The organism is Microcoleus vaginatus FACHB-2002 (assembly GCF_040004035.1).
Classification (GTDB): domain Bacteria; phylum Cyanobacteriota; class Cyanobacteriia; order Cyanobacteriales; family Microcoleaceae; genus Microcoleus; species Microcoleus vaginatus_C.
The window spans coordinates 1-19,600 of the sequence record NZ_JAMPLN010000063.1 but is presented as its reverse complement, the minus strand read 5'-3'; the positions used below and the strand labels follow the sequence as shown (position 1 = coordinate 19,600).

At 46.4% G+C, this 19,600-nt stretch carries 20 protein-coding genes; 8 read left to right on the top strand and 12 right to left on the bottom strand.

The annotated features are described in order from the left end of the window. Positions 1–129: 129 nt before the first annotated feature. A complete protein-coding gene (locus tag NDI35_RS28610; protein ID WP_445315664.1) occupies positions 130–585 on the bottom strand; it encodes a Panacea domain-containing protein in 456 nt (151 codons plus the stop codon). Positions 586–1,112: 527 nt separating this feature from the next. Here NDI35_RS28610 and hemC point away from each other — a divergent pair. The 4 genes from hemC to glgA all read left to right on the top strand — a co-directional run bounded on the left by hemC (position 1,113) and on the right by glgA (position 5,107). Further along, positions 1,113–2,084, top strand: coding sequence for a hydroxymethylbilane synthase (gene hemC / locus NDI35_RS28605; RefSeq protein WP_445315663.1), 972 nt, complete (start codon positions 1,113–1,115; stop codon positions 2,082–2,084). Between the two features lie 357 nt (positions 2,085–2,441). Further along, positions 2,442–3,269, top strand: coding sequence for a S1C family serine protease (locus tag NDI35_RS28600; RefSeq protein ID WP_445315662.1), 828 nt, complete (start codon positions 2,442–2,444; stop codon positions 3,267–3,269). A gap of 153 nt (positions 3,270–3,422) precedes the next feature. Beyond that, entirely contained in the window at positions 3,423–3,638 is a 216-nt protein-coding gene (locus NDI35_RS28595) for a hypothetical protein (RefSeq protein ID WP_445315661.1), read from the top strand. A gap of 41 nt (positions 3,639–3,679) precedes the next feature. Then, on the top strand, positions 3,680–5,107 hold the full coding sequence (gene glgA / locus NDI35_RS28590) for a glycogen synthase GlgA (RefSeq protein ID WP_445315660.1): 1,428 nt from the start codon (positions 3,680–3,682) through the stop codon (positions 5,105–5,107). A gap of 133 nt (positions 5,108–5,240) precedes the next feature. On the opposite strand, the gene NDI35_RS28585 is transcribed toward glgA, so the two are convergent. The 3 genes from NDI35_RS28585 to NDI35_RS28575 form a co-directional block, all read right to left on the bottom strand. Beyond that, positions 5,241–5,669: a DUF1824 family protein gene (locus tag NDI35_RS28585; protein WP_445315659.1), complete on the bottom strand. Its 429-nt coding sequence runs from the start codon at positions 5,667–5,669 to the stop codon at positions 5,241–5,243. Positions 5,670–5,909: 240 nt separating this feature from the next. Continuing rightward, on the bottom strand, positions 5,910–6,623 hold the full coding sequence (gene rnc / locus NDI35_RS28580) for a ribonuclease III (RefSeq protein WP_445315658.1): 714 nt from the start codon (positions 6,621–6,623) through the stop codon (positions 5,910–5,912). A 146-nt stretch (positions 6,624–6,769) separates the two neighbouring features. After that, positions 6,770–7,279 carry an NYN domain-containing protein gene (locus NDI35_RS28575; protein WP_333210882.1) on the bottom strand — a complete coding sequence of 170 codons (510 nt, stop codon included), beginning with the start codon at positions 7,277–7,279 and terminating at the stop codon, positions 6,770–6,772. Between the two features lie 591 nt (positions 7,280–7,870). Here NDI35_RS28575 and NDI35_RS28570 point away from each other — a divergent pair. The 3 genes from NDI35_RS28570 to NDI35_RS28560 all read left to right on the top strand — a co-directional run bounded on the left by NDI35_RS28570 (position 7,871) and on the right by NDI35_RS28560 (position 9,036). Next, positions 7,871–8,230: a hypothetical protein gene (locus NDI35_RS28570; protein WP_333172864.1), complete on the top strand. Its 360-nt coding sequence runs from the start codon at positions 7,871–7,873 to the stop codon at positions 8,228–8,230. A 74-nt stretch (positions 8,231–8,304) separates the two neighbouring features. Further along, positions 8,305–8,559: a hypothetical protein gene (locus NDI35_RS28565; RefSeq protein WP_015176458.1), complete on the top strand. Its 255-nt coding sequence runs from the start codon at positions 8,305–8,307 to the stop codon at positions 8,557–8,559. Positions 8,560–8,892: 333 nt separating this feature from the next. Continuing rightward, complete coding sequence (locus NDI35_RS28560; protein ID WP_015176459.1) at positions 8,893–9,036, top strand: CAB/ELIP/HLIP family chlorophyll-binding protein; 144 nt, start codon at positions 8,893–8,895, stop codon at positions 9,034–9,036. A 195-nt stretch (positions 9,037–9,231) separates the two neighbouring features. On the opposite strand, the gene NDI35_RS28555 is transcribed toward NDI35_RS28560, so the two are convergent. The 8 genes from NDI35_RS28555 to NDI35_RS28520 form a co-directional block, all read right to left on the bottom strand. Beyond that, complete coding sequence (locus tag NDI35_RS28555; RefSeq protein ID WP_445315657.1) at positions 9,232–9,444, bottom strand: hypothetical protein; 213 nt, start codon at positions 9,442–9,444, stop codon at positions 9,232–9,234. A gap of 106 nt (positions 9,445–9,550) precedes the next feature. Beyond that, positions 9,551–9,769, bottom strand: a complete 219-nt coding sequence (locus NDI35_RS28550) for a hypothetical protein (RefSeq protein WP_190655558.1) — start codon at positions 9,767–9,769, stop codon at positions 9,551–9,553. A gap of 462 nt (positions 9,770–10,231) precedes the next feature. Beyond that, positions 10,232–10,624 (bottom strand): response regulator, encoded by a 393-nt coding sequence (locus tag NDI35_RS28545; protein ID WP_006632522.1) that lies wholly within the window; start codon positions 10,622–10,624, stop codon positions 10,232–10,234. A 182-nt stretch (positions 10,625–10,806) separates the two neighbouring features. Further along, on the bottom strand, positions 10,807–10,932 hold the full coding sequence (locus NDI35_RS28540; RefSeq protein WP_445315656.1) for a hypothetical protein: 126 nt from the start codon (positions 10,930–10,932) through the stop codon (positions 10,807–10,809). Positions 10,933–10,983: 51 nt separating this feature from the next. Then, on the bottom strand, positions 10,984–13,551 hold the full coding sequence (locus NDI35_RS28535) for a PAS domain-containing sensor histidine kinase (protein WP_445315655.1): 2,568 nt from the start codon (positions 13,549–13,551) through the stop codon (positions 10,984–10,986). A gap of 350 nt (positions 13,552–13,901) precedes the next feature. Continuing rightward, a complete protein-coding gene (locus tag NDI35_RS28530; RefSeq protein ID WP_445315654.1) occupies positions 13,902–16,148 on the bottom strand; it encodes a glycoside hydrolase family 57 protein in 2,247 nt (748 codons plus the stop codon). A gap of 172 nt (positions 16,149–16,320) precedes the next feature. After that, a complete protein-coding gene (locus NDI35_RS28525; RefSeq protein ID WP_006632519.1) occupies positions 16,321–16,557 on the bottom strand; it encodes a NifU family protein in 237 nt (78 codons plus the stop codon). Positions 16,558–16,837: 280 nt separating this feature from the next. Continuing rightward, positions 16,838–17,488, bottom strand: coding sequence for a DUF3386 domain-containing protein (locus NDI35_RS28520; protein WP_445315653.1), 651 nt, complete (start codon positions 17,486–17,488; stop codon positions 16,838–16,840). A 320-nt stretch (positions 17,489–17,808) separates the two neighbouring features. Here NDI35_RS28520 and NDI35_RS28515 point away from each other — a divergent pair, with 320 nt between their 5' ends. Then, the gene (locus NDI35_RS28515) at positions 17,809–19,347 is read left to right on the top strand and encodes a PAS domain-containing protein (RefSeq protein WP_445315652.1); all 1,539 of its coding nucleotides are present in this window, start codon (positions 17,809–17,811) and stop codon (positions 19,345–19,347) included. Positions 19,348–19,600 lie beyond the last annotated feature (253 nt).

Genomic DNA, 19,600 nt, shown 5'->3' with positions numbered 1-19,600 from the left:
GCCGTTCGTTCAGTTGTCAATACTGGGAAGCGACAGGGTTTAACTGCTTATCAATCCATTCAAGAAGCTCTCTCTATTGATGGCTCCCTTTTTTCCCCTAGTTGAGCAATTACGACTTTTTTTCCCCACTTACGCCTCCACCAAAGGTGCATAGCAGGATTTCATATCCTCGTGGGAGATGATTTTAGTTGATGTTTCGGCGGGTTCTAATCCCTTACGAGCGTTGAGCCAAGGTGTCTCTGATTGCGTCAATTCTGCAAGATGTTTAGCACTTAATTCTCCATAAGCATTCCAAACTTCTTCGAGTACCTCGATTTCATCTTCATCAAATTCTTCTTCAAAATTATCTGGAGCTGGAATATCGCTATATTTGTAAGCTTTGTACTCATCCCAAACATCGCGGACAATGGGGCCGGAAACCCAAGCTTCAATATCTTGATCAAATAGCGGCTGGCTTCTAAAGACTAAACTCCAAGCTTGTGCATAATACACGAGCTTTTGCAGTTTAAGAGGAGAAATGGTATCGCCTGCTTCTCGATCGACACGAGATAAAAAGTAACGAGCTACGTCAAGAGCACTTTTCATAGTTTTAGGATTTTAGTAATTTGACAAATTCACTTTTGATGCTAAGCTATTTGGTGGCTTTATAAGTACGATCGCAACTTGGCTCGCTCTTTTCCACTCGCAACTACATTTCTCTCCCCAATCCCGCAACCTTTGAGCTAATTCTTTCTCGCTGCTGTTGAGCTAACTGCTCATGCCAACCAGGTTCATCCGGCTCGACCCTAGGTAAATCTTACATCGCCGGCAGCCTTTGCTTCGGAATGTCGATCGCCCCCATGCCAGCGACGCCCCATGCTGGATGGGAAACATCATCAAGAATCACTGCTACGGGCCGTCATACCATTTTTGATTTTTGATTGGCCAGAGCTTATTATGTAAAGGTTTGGAGCTTGCCTACCGTTGCATCCTTTTTTCAAACTGGCGGTCAAAATCTGGTATTTCTCTTTTATCGCCCGAATTATCCCAACCAGCAATTAAAGTCCCCACCTGCGGTACGCTAGATCAGGTGAATATATTGGCTGATTTCAAGCTATCCTCCGATCGATATTATGTCCCCAACCACATCTGCCCCTTCCCGAACCGTTCGCATCGGTTCCCGCAAAAGCCAACTCGCTCTCGTGCAAACCCACTGGGTGCAAGAACAGCTACAGAAACACTTCCCGGAACACACTTTTGAAGTCCACACCATGTCAACCCAAGGGGACATAATTCTTGATGTCGCCCTCGCTAAAATTGGCGATAAAGGACTTTTCACCAAAGAATTAGAAACGGGGATGATTAACCATGAAACGGACTTTGCCGTTCATTCCCTCAAAGATTTGCCTACCAATTTGCCCGAAGGTTTAATTTTAGGATGCGTCACCGAACGGGAAAATCCCGCTGACGCCCTGGTAGTTCACTCCAAGCACAAAGACAAGCAACTCGACACCCTCCCAGAAGGTTCAGTAATCGGTACTTCTTCCCTGCGGCGGCTGGCTCAACTGCGGCACCATTTCCCTCATTTTGAATTTAAAGATATTCGCGGCAATCTCAATACGAGACTCGCTAAATTAGATGAGGGCGGTTACGACGCGATTATTTTAGCAGTTGCGGGATTGGAAAGATTGGGAATGGGCGATCGCATCCACCAAATTATCCCTGCTGAAATCTCCCTTCACGCCGTCGGACAAGGTGCTTTGGGCATCGAATGCCGCGCCGGAGACACAGAAATCCTGTCAGTGATTAAAGCTCTTGAACACTCGGAAACCGCCCAAAGATGTTATGCTGAACGCGCATTCCTGCGGGAATTAGAAGGTGGCTGTCAAGTGCCGATCGGCGTCAATACCAAAATAGAAAACGGTCAATTAACCTTAACCGGAATGGTATCGAGTCTCGACGGCAAGCGATTCGTCAAAGATAGTGTTTCCGGCGCTGCAGAGACTGCTGAAATGATCGGAATTGACCTCGCTCACCGCTTGCGCCAACAGGGAGCTAGTGAAATTTTGGAGGAAATATTTGCCCAAGTTCAACGTGGTTCCTAAAACCGAGTGGCATCTCTTTGTCAATGCTTTTAGACGCGATATATCGCCTTTTGTAAAATAAAAATAACAGGCGGTTTGCTTAGGCAAAACAGGTAGAGGAGCAGTCTGATTGTAGATTTTTGATGGGATTTTAGGTAGGACTTGCGCGATAGATTTCAAAAATATCTGACTAATTTAGGACGCTCCGCACGGGTGTTAAGCAACCCGGTTTCTGATGTAAGTCTCGCTGTATAGCCCAAGATTTATGGTAAAAACCGGTTTTTTTGCGTAAGTCCTATAATTCTTAACATCCCCATCCACAATCTACAATCAAACATCCAAAATTAATCAGCAATTTATTTCAGGTAAAGGCCCACTATGAGCGCTAGAGAAACTCAATTAAAGCTGGAATTGAAAAAGGTTCAGCAACTCTATAGCAAAATGCAGGCAGACCAACAAGCTTTGCAGAAGCAATTGAAAGAGTTCAAAACTCAAGCAGGAAGTTTTTCGGATGTTGTCGAGCAAGTCTTGCCGTCCTTAGTTTCAATTTATGTCATGGATTGGGATACAGAAGAAGAGATTTCTTCAGGAAGCGGGTTCTTTGTATCGCCGGACATAATTGTCACGAACTATCACGTTGTAGAAGATATTGCCGATGAAGATTACTTCTATGAAGAAGATGAAATCGAACAGGTTTTAGTCGAAACTCATGACGGAAAATTGAGATTGGCCGAGGTGGTGTTTACTGGTAATGCCGAAGAAGATTTAGCATTACTCTTAATTAGCGATTTTACCTTCGACCCGAACACAGGGGAACAAGTGGACTCTCCCCAAGAATATCCTCCCCTAGAGTTGTCTTTTGATGTGAAAGTGGGAGATAGAGTAATTGCTGTGGGCAATCCTTTGGGGCAGTTTGCTTCAACTGTAACTCAAGGTATCGTGAGTGCAATTCGCGAACCAGAGGAATATGAAGAAGGCGACGATGAAGAAGATGATGTTGGTGAGGTGAAGGTGTTGCAAACTGATGCGGCCATTAATCCAGGAAATTCCGGCGGGCCGCTGATTAATATGGCTGGTCAAGTGGTTGGGGTGAATACGTGGGGATGGGAAGAGGCTGATAATATTAATTTGGCGATCGCCTCTGAAGCTTTGGATGATTTTCTAGCGGGATTTGAGGAGACTTTTGAGGACAATTCTCAGAATTAGTCGGGAGTTATCCGTAATATGTGATTCGGGCGATCGCCCTTTTTTTGAGAGGGGATGGAAAAGGCGATCGCTATTTCCTTGAATTACATTACTGATGGCTTTGCGTTCAGTTTTACTAATGCGTAAAAATTCTCAAACTGCCTACCATTTTTGATGTTGACCGTCATTCAGAAAGTGACATATAAATTTGATTATATCCTGAAAATTGTCGCGGGAGGGGAGTCCGGGCGATCGCTATTTTTTTCACCGCACAGCGACGCGGATGGAAAAAGGGCGATCGCATTCTTGAGTAAAGTGCGATCGCTACAGCAACTCAGATTTATACTTGTTTTTGGACGGCGCGTTAATATTGTGTCGCTCGCCATTTAAACTTAATCTAGACTAACAATTTCAAGGAACACAAAAAAATAATGCGTATTTTATTTGTATCCGCCGAAGCAGCACCCCTCGCCAAAGTCGGCGGTATGGGCGATGTCGTCGGCGCTTTGCCGAAATTTCTGCGGCGCATGGGCCACGATGTCCGCATCTTCATGCCCTACTACGGTTTCGTTCCCGACAAAATGGATGTTCCCAAAAAACCTGTTTGGGATGGGGCTGCCATGTTTCAAAGCTTCTCGGTGTTTGAAACTGTTTTGCCGGGAACCGATGTACCTTTATACTTAATGCAACATCCATCTTTCTTGCCACGCCGCGTTTACGGCGGTTTAGATGAAGATTGGAGGTTCACTTTCTTTGCCAATGCTGCTGCTGAATTTGCGTGGAATCATTGGAAGCCCCAAATTATCCACTGTCACGACTGGCATACGGGGATGATACCTGTTTGGATGAGCCAAGATCCCGATATCAGCACGGTTTTTACTATTCACAATTTAGCTTATCAAGGGCCGTGGCGCTGGCGTTTGGAGCAGATGACTTGGTGCCCTTGGTATATGCAAGGTCACAATACAATGGCTGCCGCAGTACAGTTTGCCGATCGAGTAAATACAGTTTCACCGACTTACGCCGAGCAAATCAAAACCCCAGCTTATGGGGAAAGTTTGGAAGGTTTGCTGTCTTACATCGGCGGTAAAGTATCGGGAATTTTGAACGGAATTGATACAGAATCTTACAACCCAGCAACTGACAAGTACCTCCATCAACAATTTAGTGTTGATACTATTGAAAAGCGCCCCGCTAATAAAATTGCGCTGCAAGAAGAAGTCGGCTTGGAAGTAAATAAAAATGCCTTTTTGATCGGCATGGTGACGCGGCTGGTAGAACAGAAGGGATTGGATTTAATAATTCAAATGCTCGATCTGTTCATGGCCTATACCGACGCTCAATTTATTGTACTCGGAACGGGCGATCGCTACTACGAAACCCAACTCTGGCAAATGACAGCCCGGTATCCCGGTCGGATGTCCACCCAACTACTTTACAACGAGGCCCTCTCCCGGCGCGTTTACGCAGGCTGCGACAGCTTCCTGATGCCCAGCCGTTTCGAGCCCTGCGGCATTAGCCAAATGCTCGCCCTACGCTACGGGTGCGTGCCAATGGTTCGCCGCACCGGCGGTTTAGTCGATACCGTTTCCCACAACAACCCGATCGACAATACCGGTACTGGTTACTGTTTCGATCGCTACGAACCCCTCGACTTGTTCACCTGCATGATCAGAACTTGGGAAGGTTTCCGCTACAAAGATAAGTGGAGAGAACTGCAACAGCGCGGCATGAGAGAAGATTTTAGCTGGGATATTTCGGCCCGGAAATACGTCAACTTGTACAGCGATATTTTGGGACTGCCGCCGGAAGAAACCGCACCGGCACCAGAGGCAGAATTGATCGTTGGTAAGGGTTAATTGGTAATCGGTAAGTTGACTGTTGACAGTTGACTGTTGACAGTTGACTGTTGACAGTTGACTGTTAGCTGTTGTTTTTTGTTAGTTTTTTGTTCCAATACCCTATGCCCTATGCCCTATGCCCAATTCCCGATTAATCAACAAATAAATCGAGAGGTAAATGACCGTAAGTTCCGCTAACTCCACCTTCTGAGGAAGATTGACAAGAAATCAAAACGCCCCGGTAAGTTCCGGGATAGCCGTCAACATAATACGACCCCTTCAAAGTATTGAACTTAATATAAACCGAACCAGCAAAGGTCGAGACAGCATTGGGATCTAAAACAGCTTGATATCCCAAAGCTTTTAAATAAGCTTCTAAAGCTAAAAACCCCTCATCCGTCGAAGAAGCGCACACTCCCAACATTTGATAATCCGACAAACTTGCTACCAGCAAAATCGCTTGACGGAGTGCCTGTTTTTCCAGCGGCGATGCTACAGATTGCATATCCAGACAAGTGAAATCTTTGAGGATTTGCTGTGCTTCTTCAACAGTTAGGGTAGTCGGGTTGTGAGTAGACATGAATTGCTCTGATATTTCCCAAAATTACGATCGACACTCGGGTACTCGTCAACGAATTTCTGCCATTGCAACCCTCGATCGACGGCGGTAACACTTGCACAAGTCCTGATTATAGCCGATTGTGCGCTCTGGCCATCAATTCTGGCGATCGTCTTCGAGGGCTTTCCTTCGGATCGCTTCGCTAACGCCAACGCCAGAATCCCACAAAAAAGCTAGTAGTTTTTACCAATGTTTTCAAGTTTAGATCAGTCCGCGTTTTTTCAGCTTTGCTAGCGCATCTTCAGCCGCATTTTTCTCAGCATCTTTTTTGCTTTTGCCTTTACCTTCTCCATAGAGTTTCTCTGCAACATAAACTTTAGCGAGAAATTCCGGCTTGTGGGGTGTGCCTCCTGCTTGGACTGTCACGTATTTGGGGGGAGTGGTGTCACCATTGGATTGTACCCATTCTTGAAAGCGATTTTTCGAGTCTACAGTCGATCGAGTTTCTACAACATTTTCGGGAACAGAATCAAACATTTGTTGGACAAAGCTGCGAACTTTGTCCATGTCTTGCGTGTCGAGATAGTAAGCGCCAATAAATGCTTCAAAAGTGCTACTGAGCAAATTTGGATTAGTAATCCCACCTTCTCGATAAGCTCCTTTTCCGAGCCGCATTTTTAAATCTAAACCTATTTCAGTAGCAAATCTGGCTAATTGTTTTTCATCTACTAATGCAGAACGTCGGCGAGTCAGTTGGTCTTCTCCCATTTCGGGATGACGCTGATAGAGATATTCGCCGCTGAGAAAAGTCAGCAAAGCATCGCCGAGAAATTCTAAGCGTTCGTTGTCTTCTTCGCGGAATGTGGGGTTTTCGTTGACGTAGGAACGATGGGTTAGTGCTTGGCGCAGCAGTTTTTCATTGTTGAATTCGGGAATGGTCATTTGTATTTCTTTTGTTGGGTTAGTTAATTGCATGGGAGTTTTGTAAGGGTTATTGTTTGTGGACTTTGGTGTTATTATGTGGACATGAAAGAGCCGCAAATAGCGGTAGGTTGGGAGAATCTAGTTTATCAAATAAACTAGATTTTTGCTATCTGCGGCGAGGTAAATTTCAGGGACATTTAGGCTGCTAGTTTGTAGCTTTCAAGCAACTTCGGTAATTCATCCAGAAAGTAGAATTCATTGGCGAGCCTTTCCAGATTCTTATTTTCACTATCTCGTCGAGCCACGATTATCACCTTTTTACCCTTGTCTTGCAGCTTAGGAATCAAGATTTCGTTATAGCCGTCTCCAGACCCAATGATAAATGTATGTGAATATGGACTAATTGCTGCTTCACCAGAACAGTCGAACAACAAACTAAAGTCAGCAGCATTTCTGATTGTCTGATATACATTAACACATTCCCAGCCAAGATTAACTAAGGTTCTTTTTTTTTCTTGATAAACCTTGTGGTCTTTTTCCCAATAGTCGTAAGCTTTTCTGTTGACTACATATCCCAATGAATTTCCCAAAAGTAAGAAGTTGTTTGCTAGCTTTTTATCTGGGATGTTCTGATGATCCCAATAAATGGAAACTAAAGGCTGAGACTGGCTTTTTTGTTGGCCTGTGGTTCGATGATTGTCTGTCATTGAATCGTTCCTAAAAAAGGGTGAGCAGACAGCATCAATAAATTACCCATCTAGCACGAAGTATTGTTTTTGGGTTCGCTCAAAAATGAGCTCGCCCATTTAACAAATGGCTCTAGTAACAAACTATGAATTTAGTTTGTAGTTGTTTGGTTAGCGTCTCAGCGATACGATGTGTAAACTTCGGCTAGGGGTTCTAAAAACCCGTTGATATACACATTTAAACAAATGTTGTGCCAGCCGAAATAAACCCATCATCCTCGCTGAGACGACTTAACCAACACTCCTTGCTTTTGAATGAGGGTGTTTATCTCAGCTATACTACTTTTTTGATGCTTGCACATTAATTCTAAAATGTCAATGGGTAATCTGATTTATTTTTTGAGCTTGATTTTATGAACGGGACTTATGCGATCCGACAAAAGAAACCGGGTTTTTTATCGAATCTGCGGGATGCAGCGAAGTATTTTCGCAAAAAAACCCGGTTTCTGGCTACTTGTGGGTAAGTCTCAATTCTCAGCTATAGTCTATTAGGGGAAATTTTACACCAAATGGGATGATACCATAATCCTAAAACAGTGTAATTTTTACCCTATGTTGCGAACTTGCAGAACGTCGCGACGCGACAAATGGTTTAGCTGGCTGAGTGAGTCAATGGAAGCTTGGGATTTTTGCCGTCGGTGGTTCCACGCCACACAAGAAGAAGAAAAAGCCAGAGGCTACAAAGCGCGTTGCAACCTGCTTCTGGTAAAGGTTTTAGGCGTTAATATTGATGCCGTCAAGCGGTGGGGGCCGAGTTTTGAAAAAATGCCAGACCACCACAAGCGTACCTTGTCATACGCTGACACGCTGCGAGAGATGATAGAGGTTGCTGGCAAAAATGAAGATTTTTTGGAGGAGGTACTAGAACGAATCAAAAACAAATCTAAGAAAATAGGGGAATATTTACACTAAATTGGTGGTGTCAAGCGGGCTGGGTGTTGTATTTTTTGGATGTAGCACTCAACTAGCAAAAGCCTTTAATCACTGTGACACAGAGTTTTTTATCGAATTCCAGCAGCGACGCCATTCAACTTCCCGCCTCCCTGCTAACTCCCGACGCAGCAAATCCTGAGAAAGAACCCCTCAAACATCTGCTGATAGGTTCTCCCCAAGCTGTCAGGAGTACAATTTACCTACTCCACGCGCGCGGGTACGCTGAGGTTGGTGTCTGGAGTCCCCTGCTACCAACTGCTAAAAGTGGTGAGGTGATGAGTATTTTTGTGAAATACCTTCGCATCTAATAGATTCAGATTGCATGGTGCCCCGGAATTATGCTGTGTGCAAAACAATTAGGGTTTGCTCTTCCCGGGCACCCCAGGGGGAGTGTCACTAGATTTTTGCTATTTTATGTTAACTAAAAATTATTTTTCTGACCTCCTTCGACCCACGCGCCCTGACCTCAGAAACCCGGTTTCTCTCCCCCTTCCCCTGATCGCCCCGCGAGCCCCTCTCCCTGCAGGCCTCTCCCGCTTATCTCCGGCATTTAAACAGTAAATGTAAAAATATGTTGCAAACTTTGTACTGCTGTGTTAAGTTTAGTTACATAAGGTTGAAATTAAACGAGGTTTCTGGTCATGGAAAACAAAGACGCAAAAGTTGGCTTCACTGAGTTTGCTGAAACCTGGAACGGCCGTTTGGCAATGTTGGGCTTCGTTATCGGTTTAGCTACCGAATTCCTCACCGGTCAAGGCATTCTCTCTCAAATCGGTTTGATGTAATCAGCTCTTCTGCTGCATACAATAGCTGAAATTCAGACGATCGACCCCATCACAAGTGCAAAAGCCCCCCCGCTAATAAGTCCCCTTCACTTCACACGGAGGGGGCTTTTGCATTTTTAATCAAAAAATCCAACAAATGGCACCATCAAAAATCTTTTCCGTCTCAATATTTATCGCGAGACTAACTCCAGCAAACTAAGCAATTTCTACAGACTCAAAAATCCTCAATTTAGGAGTCAAAGCCGGATGTTTCACCAAACCGTCGCGTTTGTGAGTCCGCCCCCCGTTAAGTAAAATCATCTCCGACAGATCCGGCATTTCCTGCCAGCAGTGCGAGCAGAACCAATAAACGCGATTGTGGCGAGCGTGGCGGAGCAATTTAGAGGAGCAACAAGGGCAACTATTCATGATATTTTAAACCTTTTTTGAAGATATGAAGCGATAACCAAGTCATTACAGAGATTCACAAATGCCTGCACATCTCGATTCCAGGCACAAAAATAAAAAATCTCTTTCACTCACAGCTTTGAGCGTCGCGCAAGTAGCACTTTTGGAGGCCCAACAGTAACACCACAATCAAAAGCTGAACGCTCCAAGGAGCCCAAGAGAAACCCCAAATAAAACAACCCAGCCCAGCCCAAGCCACAAGAACAAAAATATCTTGGGAGGTTTGCCAGTAAACCCAGACTGCTGCCAGAGAAACTATTAGTAGCAAAATGTAAGCTGAGGGCATAGTCGTCTTCTCCCAATGTGTCTGCCAACAGTCAGGAGCGATCCCTGACCATGTGCTTAAACTTAAAACTAAAACCTGAAGAACTTATGAAGACGAGTGAGTTGTTACAAAAAGTAAAATAATCCTGCCAGCTTATATTTGTCCGAGAAATCCACAGGAATATTCAGTTCATGGCTGAGGCCGAATTAGGTTAAATGAACGCACTACCAACAGGAATTTAGGCATCCCTAATTGGTATCAATTTCACCCCAAGACCGACAGGGTTGAAATTGATACCGGACTGAGGCTTTTAGTCTTAAGCTGACAGGACGAAAGGCACGGCGTCTAAGTCGCTACATATATCCTGTCCGATCGCCCTGATTCGATCTAAGGAACCATACCAAAGAAACCAAGTTTTTTTAACTCTCTTTGCCTGCAAAACTACTGCTTGAAAAGCTGCATAATTCAAGGCGCGCGATCGATCTATTCTTGCTCCCAGCCCAAAGCCTCAGCGACCTGAGCCGCCAAAAACATCGGTTCAAAAGGCTTAGCAATCACGCTCACCACCCCCAAATCCGCGAACATCCGCCTGTCCCCAGCCAGAGCCTTAGCTGTCAATAAAATTACCGGAATGTGCTGCGTAGCCTTATTAGCTTGTAACTGTAGAAAAGTAGTAGGCCCGTCTTGGTCGGGCATCATCACGTCCAATAGAATAGCATCAGGCTGTTCGGCAAGAGCCTTAGCAACACCCTCGCGGCCGGAACTCGCTGTCAGGACTTCCCAGCCCCCCACCACCTCAAGACTGACTTGAGCTACTTCCCGAATATCTTCCGCATCGTCAATAACCAAGATGCGCTTGGCAGTCAAAATTAACATTTTTTTAGAAATGAGAACTGATCACAGATTAGAGGCGAAATGTGAATATTTTGTAAAGCAAATTTTCTTACCCGATCGGACTTTACAGTAAATTTTTAAAACTGTATAGCAGATGTTGAAGAAAGAATGAACAAAAAAGAGCGAAGTTGCCATCGACCGGCAGGGTTTCAACTAAGAACGTCCTAACCGTCTGGCGCGGTTGCTGTAAAATATCCCACCCACAAAAAGCCGCTTTTCGACCTCAAATCGTGCTTTTTGCCTGCTGTCCCCAAACGGCAGAAAAGGCTGAGATTGTTTGATCTAGTCATCGACAAACAATCTGCACAAAATCAGTAACTTTGGGTACACCTAAGTAGAAATTAACTTTCAGTTGCAAGCCCCTCCCTCAGAAGTGGCAGACTTAAGAAAAAAGTGCTGCCCTCCCCCAAAACGCTCTCCACCCACATCCGCCCCCCGTGCTGCTGCACAATACTGCGACAAATAGCCAGCCCCAAACCAGTACCTCCCTTCTGGCGAGAATCAGAAGCATCAACCTGTTGAAAGCGTTCAAAGACCATCTCCAGTTTGTCTGGCGGAATACCCCGCCCTTGGTCTTTCACAGCAATCACGATGTACCACGAGCTCGGAACTGGCAAGTGCGGAGGCGCGGTGGCAGGCTCAGGAGACAACAAAGACGGAGACGACACCGACTTGTGCGCTGCTTTTTCTGCCAAATCCGAATTGTGGGTCAACTCCCCGCTCAGCCAAACCGTAGCGCCGGAGGGAGAAAATTTTATAGCATTACTCAGTAAATTTGTCAAGGCTTGAATTAGCCGATCGGGAACAGCTTGCAATTGCGCCCCCACAGGCTTCACCGACAGAGTAATGCCCGCCTGCTGAGCCATTCCCTGCATCTCGTCAGCCGCCTGCAACATCAGCTCAGCCACATTGCAAGTTTGTTTGATAGCAGTGCTGTAACTCGACTCCATCCGCTCTAAATCTAGGATGTCATTGACCAAGCGCACCAAACGGTCAGTGTTAGTGACAGCAATCTCCAGCATCCGCTTAGCTTTCTGGGGGTAAGCGTCAAGCAGACCGCTGTTGAGGAGGCCCAGGGCGCCGTGAATCGAGGTCATGGGCGTCCGCAGTTCGTGGCTGACAACAGAGATGAATTCATCTTTCATGCGCTCGACGGCAAGCCGATCGGTGATATCCTTAAAAGTCACCACAGCTCCAATAATTTCGCCTTCTTCTCGCATCGGAGCGACAACGTACTCAACCGGAAAACTGCTGCCGTCTCGCCGCCAAAAAATCTCATCGGTGACGCGCCGCGCCTCTCCGTCTTCCAAGGTGGCTAAAATTTGAGAACTTACCCGGTTCGGCAGCAGTTTGCCCGCCTGCGGTGCGGCGCAGTGTGGGACAAGTTCAGAGCCTGAATTGATGTCTGTTGCAGATGAGAGTTGCTGGATCGCCCTTGAGCATTCTTCCTGTGCACGGTGTAAGCTTTCATAGAGTGGTCGATCGATCAATTGCTTCGATTCACACCCAGCCATTCTCACCGCCGCAGGATTGACAAAAGTTACTTTTCCCTCTTTGTTCAACCCGCAAATTCCTTCTCCTGCGGAGAACAAAATCATTTCTGTTTGGTGGCGGAGTTGTTCAAAGGCTTTTTCGACTCGCTTGCTGTCGCTGATGTCGCGAGAGATGGTCGAAACCCCCGTTACCGCTCCAGTGGCGTCTTTAATCGGAGAAATCGTCAGGGACACATCTATCTGTTGACCGTCTTTCCGCAAGTGCACGGTTTCGTAATGGTCGATACTGGCTCCAGCCCTAATATTTTCCAGAATTTGGGGCATTTCCTTGGGGCGTTCGGGTATGGCTAAAATCTCGATCGACTGGCCCTTGATTTCTGCGGCACAGTAGCCGTAAATCTTCTCTGCTCCTGCGTTCCAGCTCTGAATTGTCCCGGCGAGGGTTTTGCCGACGATGCCGTCGTCGGAAGACTCGACAATCGACGCCAAGCGCACGAGTTCGTCTCTAGTTTGCTTGTGTTCGGTAATGTCCCGACCCAAAATTACTATACTTTTGCGTCTGCCGTCGGGATGAAATACGGGTACTTTAATCACGTCGTAGATTTTCACAGTACCGTTTGAGCGGGGAATCACTTCTTCTCCCCTAGAAAGCTCACCTTTTTCCCACGCTTCTCTATCGCTGACCTCGCACGCCTGTAGGGCCTCGCGGTAAAAAATGCTGAGTTCTCCTAGCTGAGAATCTTTAAGACCGCGATAGTCTATTTTTTCTAACTCGAACACTTCCAATATCGCTCGATTTGCCTCCTGCCACCTGCCCTCGCCATCTTTGAAGCAGACAATATCTGGCATGGCATTCATCAGCAAGTCGAGATAGGAGTTTTCTCGCAGTGCAGCTTCTACCTCCGCCCGCTTGGCGATTTCCCGTTGCAGGTTGTCGTTTGCCGTTTGCAGCGAGTCCTTTAACAAACTTTCTGTAAAAGTCTGTTCTTTAATTACTTCCTGAAGTCTGTGGATTTCTAGCGACTGCCGCCTGCGGGCCAACAAATTCTCTACCCGCAAGTGCAGTTGGACTGGTTCGACGGGACTTACTATCAAATCGTCTATTCTGTGATCGAGTGGTTTTACCTGCTGCGAAAATGGCTGCTCAAAAAGAGCAGGCGTTTGGGATTTACTAACAAGCAAGAACGGTAAAAATATTGGCTCGGCAGCAGTTTTTAATGATTCTACCAGCGGCCCGATGCGATCGAAATTTGCCTCGTCGAGAATGCACAAGTCAAAAGCGATTTGGGGAAAGGGAAATTCAGAGTTGGGATCTAAAGCGCGATCGAGTACGATCACCTCATGCTCGGTGTTGAGGTGGGCGATCGGCAAATTAAGTTGTTGGTGGCGATCGACCAAGAGTAAAATGCGGCTCATTAGTTTGTTGATTTCCCCATGACTAATGATATGATGTCTGGTAACTTAACTATTATTATATGTTTGGTAGTCAGGACTTAAGTCCTCTTTTAGAGGAGAAATTAAGACCTCACTACAAATAAATTTTATAGCCTTAGATCGACGGGACGCGATCGTTTCTATCGAGGCATTAGGCAGCCAGAGTTGAAGCCCCACTTTAATATAATTTGATAATTATTTAATTGTTTGTTGGTTCAAAAAATGACTAATGACTAATGACTAATTGAGGGGGCGGGTTTATATTTATTTGGGTTGGCAGTTCTATGAAAGCTGGTGCAACCCGCCCCTACAGCCTAATGACTAATGACTTTTTACGGCATTCCGATCGCAATCAAAGCATCTTCCGGCATACAAGTAGAGTAACGCTCCCCTTCCGATAAAACTGCAATCAGCCTCACCTGCCAGTCGGGCATAATCTGCAAATCCGCCCAGGGCACTGCTACCTCCAAACATTTATCCACTCCCACTTGAGCGCGGCTAATGCGGGGCTGCCACTGATCGCCCTCTTCTGCTTCCTGAAACCAAATCGATTTCGTCAGCAAATTAATCTCTAACTGATGGTGGTACCGATAGTTTAGCGGTGCTTCGTCAGGCAAACCCGACAGCGGAATCAGACTGTTGTGCATCGTGCGATCGGGATAAAACCAGAACAAATTTAACTGCTGCGGGCAATCAATTCCCGGCCGCACCCCTACCTTGAAGTCGGCACGAATGTAAAAATTCAAGTGGTCAACCCCGTACCAAAGGCGCTGAATTGCCGAACTCCGGTGCATCGTACCCCTTGCTCCCCCAACTTCAATCCGGCCGGCTTTGTCCCAATCCTGTTCGTTGCCGATGCCGTCAATCACCGGGTGAATAAAGCTCAGCGGCAGGTGGTCGCCTTGAACCTCGTGCACCTCTACTTGCCGTCGCACTTCCGGGGGTACGGGCTCGCCGAGAGCTTCGTAAATTCCCGCTACGTGTTCCCGAAATAGCTGGTCGAACATGGCATCTTGGTTCGACGTGTGGCCTTCGCCAAACCACCAGAACCAGTCGGAACCTTCGGCCGCATACAGCGCTTCCCAAGCTTCTGGGTTGCTTTCTTCTGTGGCCTCTGGATGGTTTGCCAGCATTTGTCTCGCGGGCCCTAACAAGTCCCAAGCCCGATTTTTCGCGGGATCGCCGATCCAAGTTGTCAGAGAACCGTCCACCCAGGAACCGGTGTGCAGTTGGGCTGCGGGAATTGTTTCGGTTGCTGGGAATTTGTCGAGAAATTCTGAGACTGTGACTAATTTGATATCTGGATTGTCGCTGAGAGTTTGATAGAGGGATTCTAAGAACGGTTTGCCGTCTTGGGGATAGAATTCCCAGCAATTTTCGCCGTCGAGGGCGATCGTAACTAACCAGGGATTTTCTAAAGCTGTTTGGCCGTCGGACTGTCGGTTTTTGAGAGTTCTGCCGATCGCTTCTAAGTGTCCCACTAAATCTGATGCTGCTTTTTCCGGTTCCATCGAACCGTAGGTAAACCCGATCAAGTCGGACAATCTGTGGTCTCTAAATACTATGGCTAAATCGCCGTCAGGAGTTTCTAAACGGTAAGGGCGATATAAGAATTCTGGTTCGTAGACATTCCCTGTCGCGTCGCGGTGGAAAAAGTGTTTAATTGTCCACCCCAATACTGCTTCGTCCGAGACGATCCATTTAAAGCCTTGTTTGGCAATGTAGGGCAAAATTTCCGGGCTGACTGCTTGTTCCGACGGCCACAAACCGCGCGGTTGGCACTCAAACCGGTCTTCATACATTTCCCAGGCTTTTCTCAGGTGTCGGGGAATATCTTCTTCCCACTGAAACCGGTGTTGTGGCAGCGTCATATTTGGAATAGCTATGCGGCCGCCATTAGTGTCGGCAAGCAGCGGTAAAATCGGGTGTGTGTAGGGGGTTGTGGAGACTTCCAACTGTCCCTCAGCTTGCATTTTACGGTGCTGGGGAATGATGCGAGCGAGGATTTCTTTTTGTTTTGAGTAGATGTTTTTTCTGTCTACCAAACTAAAATTTTGTCCTTGTTTCAGCCACCCTGCAATCTCGGGGTCGTCCCAAAACAGCGGGTCAATCCAAGCTAAATTGTGCCATGCCAGCAAGTCGCTAAAATCCTGGACTTTCCAGTTTGCCAAACACCACTGAATGCCTTTTTCCTGCCGCTGAGTGTAGAGTTGAGCGTAGCGGGGGTGCGGCTGAATCAGGGTATGGTAATTGGCGTCAAAGAAGTGTTCTAAAATGAACTCTTGTTCTTCGATATTTAAAGTTTCTGCTGGCTTTAATGTCACCGCCAAGTAAGGGTCTAATGCTCTGTCTGCGATGCAGTCTTCTATCTGCAAAATCAAGGAGGGAACCAAGTTTACGGTTTGATGAAGCTTGGGATATTTTGCCAGCATTAGCACTAAATCCAAGTAGTCTTTGACTCCGTGCAAGCGCACCCAAGGCAGTCGGTACTGGGCTGTTCCTGCGCTAGCTGATACTCTGGATTTGTAGAGCGGTTGGTGTTGGTGCCAAATGAAGGCTACATAAAGGGGGTGAGACATTGAATTTAGTAATTGGTAATTGGTAATTGGTAATTGGTAATTAAATTGGGTAATTGGTAATTGGTAATTGGTAATTAAATTGGGTAATTGGCAACAGTCAACTGGTAATTGGCAACTGTCAACCGTCAACAGTCAACTACCAATTGCCAACTGCCAACTACCAACTGACTAATTACATTACCTGTTCGACTTCGGCAATTTCTGGGATAGCCTCGCGCAGGCGACGTTCAATGCCCATTCTCAGAGTCATTGTGGAACTCGGGCAAGAGCCACAAGCTCCTTGCAGTCTCAGGTGTACCACTGGGCCGTCAATTTCTACGAGTTCGACGTTGCCACCGTCGGATATCAGGTAGGGGCGCATTTCATCGAGAACTGTTTCGACGTTATCTCTGGTTAGTGCTAGTGTCATATTTCGCCTCTGTGATGATTTCTTGCAGTTGTTGAAAGTTCGATTTGACTCAAGGACAGCATTCTCAACCCGCGCGGGATTTAAGAAACCGGGGTTTTTGATAAAAGACTTAGGCACTCAGGTGAGCCCGCTGCAGGAAACCCGGTTTCTGTCACGCTGATGCTCGATCTGAGTTCGCTCTCTCGTTCGATCGTAGCGTTACTTGCTGCCAAATCAAGTTGATTCTGATACGTTATCCAAAAAAACCCGTTTTATTTAAGAAATTGGGTTTTCGATCGCACTACACTACTGCTGGTTCTAGCAGTTTGACGTTAGAGTAGTTGAACTCGGTTGTTGTCAGTTGACCTTTTTCTTTTGCTCGAACTACTTGCTTGGTCATGACATAATAGTCGCCTATCTTGTCAAAGGTATCTTCAAATTCGAGTTCTTTGATGATTTCGTCTGTTTGGGGGTTGCGGAAAACGGCATCGTAGTGAGTGGCCAAAGAACCTTCGGGTGTCTCTAAGCTTTTGTGCGTGTCAATTACGAAAGCCATGCGGCCCATCACCCGGCTGACTTGACAAATTGAGAGACCTCGGATTTTATAATTCGATCCCATTGAGTCGCCTTGTACCAAGATGTCCACAGCGTCGGTGCTGTCCTTCTCGCCCAGGGTGAAGCTATTTTTGCCGTGAGATTTTTCAAATGTCGAGCGTTTGCGGTGCGTGACAATATCGCGCATTTGGGTGTAGACGCTTTGCTGCACTTCCTCATCTTCAATGCCGCTGACTTCCACGCTCATGTCGGGTTTGATGGAAACATGACCCGTATATACTTCCTCGCCCTGTTTGAGTTCAATATCGGCACTGTAACCGGGAAAATTGGCATCCCAGGTATAGCGGTGTTCGTAAGCAGCGCGAAACAAATCGCGAGCGTTGGCTTGCTCTGTCATAAATCCCTCTTTCTCTTGACACCCATCTAGTTTAGCTTAACCGCGAGAAGCCCCACATTCACTGGGTAGGGGAGTTACCCGCACTCCTGGCGAGCACTTTTTGGGGGTGCTGCTGGGCTGGCAATTAGGGCGCAACAAGAATTTACTTTCTCTATCGGTTGCTATGATTTGAAGAGAAAGTCCCAAAATGCCTGGTTATTGAGAGCGCGATGGGTCGATCGCCAGACACCAGTCTTAGTTATGGGTTATGTTGAAAAAACTTGTGTCCGCTTTTTAGGGGTTGCACCCGCAGGCAACTATTAGATTCCCCCCTTAATAAAATGCTAGAAACTGTCTACAAACACTTAGAAACATTGCAGGAACAAGCTAGGGAATTGCCACACGCGCAACAGGAAATTTTCACAAAAATTTTGGAAGATTTATCAACTTCTCTACAGGAAATTGCAGGCAGTCGCTTGTTTGAAAGTGCAACAAATAACGCGGCAAAGCTGGTGGAAATTGAAAAAAATAATCGCCTATTGGAACGCACTGTAGCCCAGCAAGTAGGGCAAATCAGACAGCTACGGGAGCAGTTGGAAAAACAAATCAGCCAGCATCGCAGGGACACTCAAGCATTAACTAAAAGTGAAGCCAAACTGCAAGCTATGCTGCGGAATTCTCCAGATCTAATTAGCATTGTCGGCTCCGACGGGCGAGTTAGATACCACAGCGGATCTCTACAGCGACTTTTGGGTTACAACCCAGAAGATAGAATTGGCAAATTTCACGGCGAGTTAATCCATCCAGACGATTTGCTGGCTTGGCAGACGTATTTTGGTAAGTTGTTAGAATCTCCCGGAATTGGGGGGGCAATCGAATATCGGAAACGCCACGCTGACGGTTCTTGGATCTACATGGAGTCAATAGGTAACAGTTTGCTGTACGATTCTAGCGTGCAGGGAATTATAATTAATTCGCGGGAAATAGGGGAACGAAAGCAAGCCGAAATCGCAGTCCGAGAGTCGGAACTCCACTACAGAGTTATGTCGCAAATTACTTCGGATTTTGCCTATTCTTTTAAGGGACTGCCCGACGGCAAGTTCGCCTGCGAGTGGGTGACAGAAGCTTTTGAGCGCTGCACTGGTTGCGTTCCTGAAGAATTAGAATCGTTTGGTTGGTGGAACTCCGAACTCGTTCATCCCGACGACAGGGAAATGTTAATTAAACAATTAGAAGGCTGTACTTTCAGTCGCACTGGAGCTAATGAGTATCGCATTATTAATCAAAAAGGCGAGGTGCGCTGGGTGCAGGACTACTGGCAAGTGGTGTGGGACAAAACTGCTGAACGGGTTGTCCGTTTGTGGGGCGCTTGTCAGGAAATTACCGATCGCAAGCAAGTAGAATTGAAACTGCAACTCGTTAACCAAGTTTTGCAAGCCCAGATAGCATCGGCGCCGCTGGCGATTAACTGTACCAGCAATGACGGCAATACCGTTGTTTGGAACCGCGCCGCCGAACAACTTTTTGGCTGGACTGCGGCTGAGGTTTTAGGGAAACCTTTACCGAATATTCCTGAAGGCCAAAAGCAAGATTTTTACGCGCTGCTAAAGTCTGCGTCTAATGGCAAACCGCAAAACGGTTTGGAAATATCTTTGTTGAAAAAAAACGGTAGTTCGATCGATGTTTGGCTTTGGGCCGCACGGGTGCGAGATGCGGGCGGCCAGACTGTCGGCAGTATCAACATATTTTCTGATCTTTCAGAACGCAAGCGCATAGAGGAAGAGCGCCAAAAACTAGCAGCGATGAAAGATATGGAGGAACCTTTTTGGGCGCGCTATGTCAGCCCTCCAAAAACTCCGAAAAAAAAGGGGAGTGGGTAATTCTATCAAGCACAAGTTAAAAGCATTAAAAGTGCGAAAGTGCAATCTTATGCGTGCAATATCCTTTCCGGTCAAATAACCTATTTGATGGGACTCGTTCGAGCGGATATAATATGATAAATACACCGGGCTACTACGTGTATAGTCATTTCAAATAAATGTGAGACAAATGCAAGATGATGTAAAATCAAGAAAAATTGTTAACTCGGAGCCGAAAAATGGCATACAGTCTAGATTTGAGAAAAAGAGTAGT

What these genes read in the sequence shown, in the direction of transcription:
- NDI35_RS28515 (WP_445315652.1), top strand. Translation starts at nt 17,809, where the DNA reads ATGCTAGAAACTGTCTACAAACACTTAGAAACATTGCAGGAACAAGCT.
- NDI35_RS28595 (WP_445315661.1), top strand. Translation starts at nt 3,423, where the DNA reads ATGTTGACCGTCATTCAGAAAGTGACATATAAATTTGATTATATCCTG.
- NDI35_RS28550 (WP_190655558.1), bottom strand. Translation starts at nt 9,769, where the DNA reads ATGCCCTCAGCTTACATTTTGCTACTAATAGTTTCTCTGGCAGCAGTC.
- NDI35_RS28600 (WP_445315662.1), top strand. Translation starts at nt 2,442, where the DNA reads ATGAGCGCTAGAGAAACTCAATTAAAGCTGGAATTGAAAAAGGTTCAG.
- NDI35_RS28530 (WP_445315654.1), bottom strand. Translation starts at nt 16,148, where the DNA reads ATGTCTCACCCCCTTTATGTAGCCTTCATTTGGCACCAACACCAACCG.
- NDI35_RS28555 (WP_445315657.1), bottom strand. Translation starts at nt 9,444, where the DNA reads ATGAATAGTTGCCCTTGTTGCTCCTCTAAATTGCTCCGCCACGCTCGC.
- hemC (WP_445315663.1), top strand. Translation starts at nt 1,113, where the DNA reads ATGTCCCCAACCACATCTGCCCCTTCCCGAACCGTTCGCATCGGTTCC.
- NDI35_RS28535 (WP_445315655.1), bottom strand. Translation starts at nt 13,551, where the DNA reads ATGAGCCGCATTTTACTCTTGGTCGATCGCCACCAACAACTTAATTTG.
- NDI35_RS28520 (WP_445315653.1), bottom strand. Translation starts at nt 17,488, where the DNA reads ATGACAGAGCAAGCCAACGCTCGCGATTTGTTTCGCGCTGCTTACGAA.
- NDI35_RS28560 (WP_015176459.1), top strand. Translation starts at nt 8,893, where the DNA reads ATGGAAAACAAAGACGCAAAAGTTGGCTTCACTGAGTTTGCTGAAACC.
- NDI35_RS28585 (WP_445315659.1), bottom strand. Translation starts at nt 5,669, where the DNA reads ATGTCTACTCACAACCCGACTACCCTAACTGTTGAAGAAGCACAGCAA.
- rnc (WP_445315658.1), bottom strand. Translation starts at nt 6,623, where the DNA reads ATGCAATTAACTAACCCAACAAAAGAAATACAAATGACCATTCCCGAA.
- NDI35_RS28545 (WP_006632522.1), bottom strand. Translation starts at nt 10,624, where the DNA reads ATGTTAATTTTGACTGCCAAGCGCATCTTGGTTATTGACGATGCGGAA.
- NDI35_RS28525 (WP_006632519.1), bottom strand. Translation starts at nt 16,557, where the DNA reads ATGACACTAGCACTAACCAGAGATAACGTCGAAACAGTTCTCGATGAA.
- NDI35_RS28570 (WP_333172864.1), top strand. Translation starts at nt 7,871, where the DNA reads ATGTTGCGAACTTGCAGAACGTCGCGACGCGACAAATGGTTTAGCTGG.
- NDI35_RS28575 (WP_333210882.1), bottom strand. Translation starts at nt 7,279, where the DNA reads ATGACAGACAATCATCGAACCACAGGCCAACAAAAAAGCCAGTCTCAG.
- NDI35_RS28540 (WP_445315656.1), bottom strand. Translation starts at nt 10,932, where the DNA reads ATGACTAGATCAAACAATCTCAGCCTTTTCTGCCGTTTGGGGACAGCA.
- glgA (WP_445315660.1), top strand. Translation starts at nt 3,680, where the DNA reads ATGCGTATTTTATTTGTATCCGCCGAAGCAGCACCCCTCGCCAAAGTC.
- NDI35_RS28610 (WP_445315664.1), bottom strand. Translation starts at nt 585, where the DNA reads ATGAAAAGTGCTCTTGACGTAGCTCGTTACTTTTTATCTCGTGTCGAT.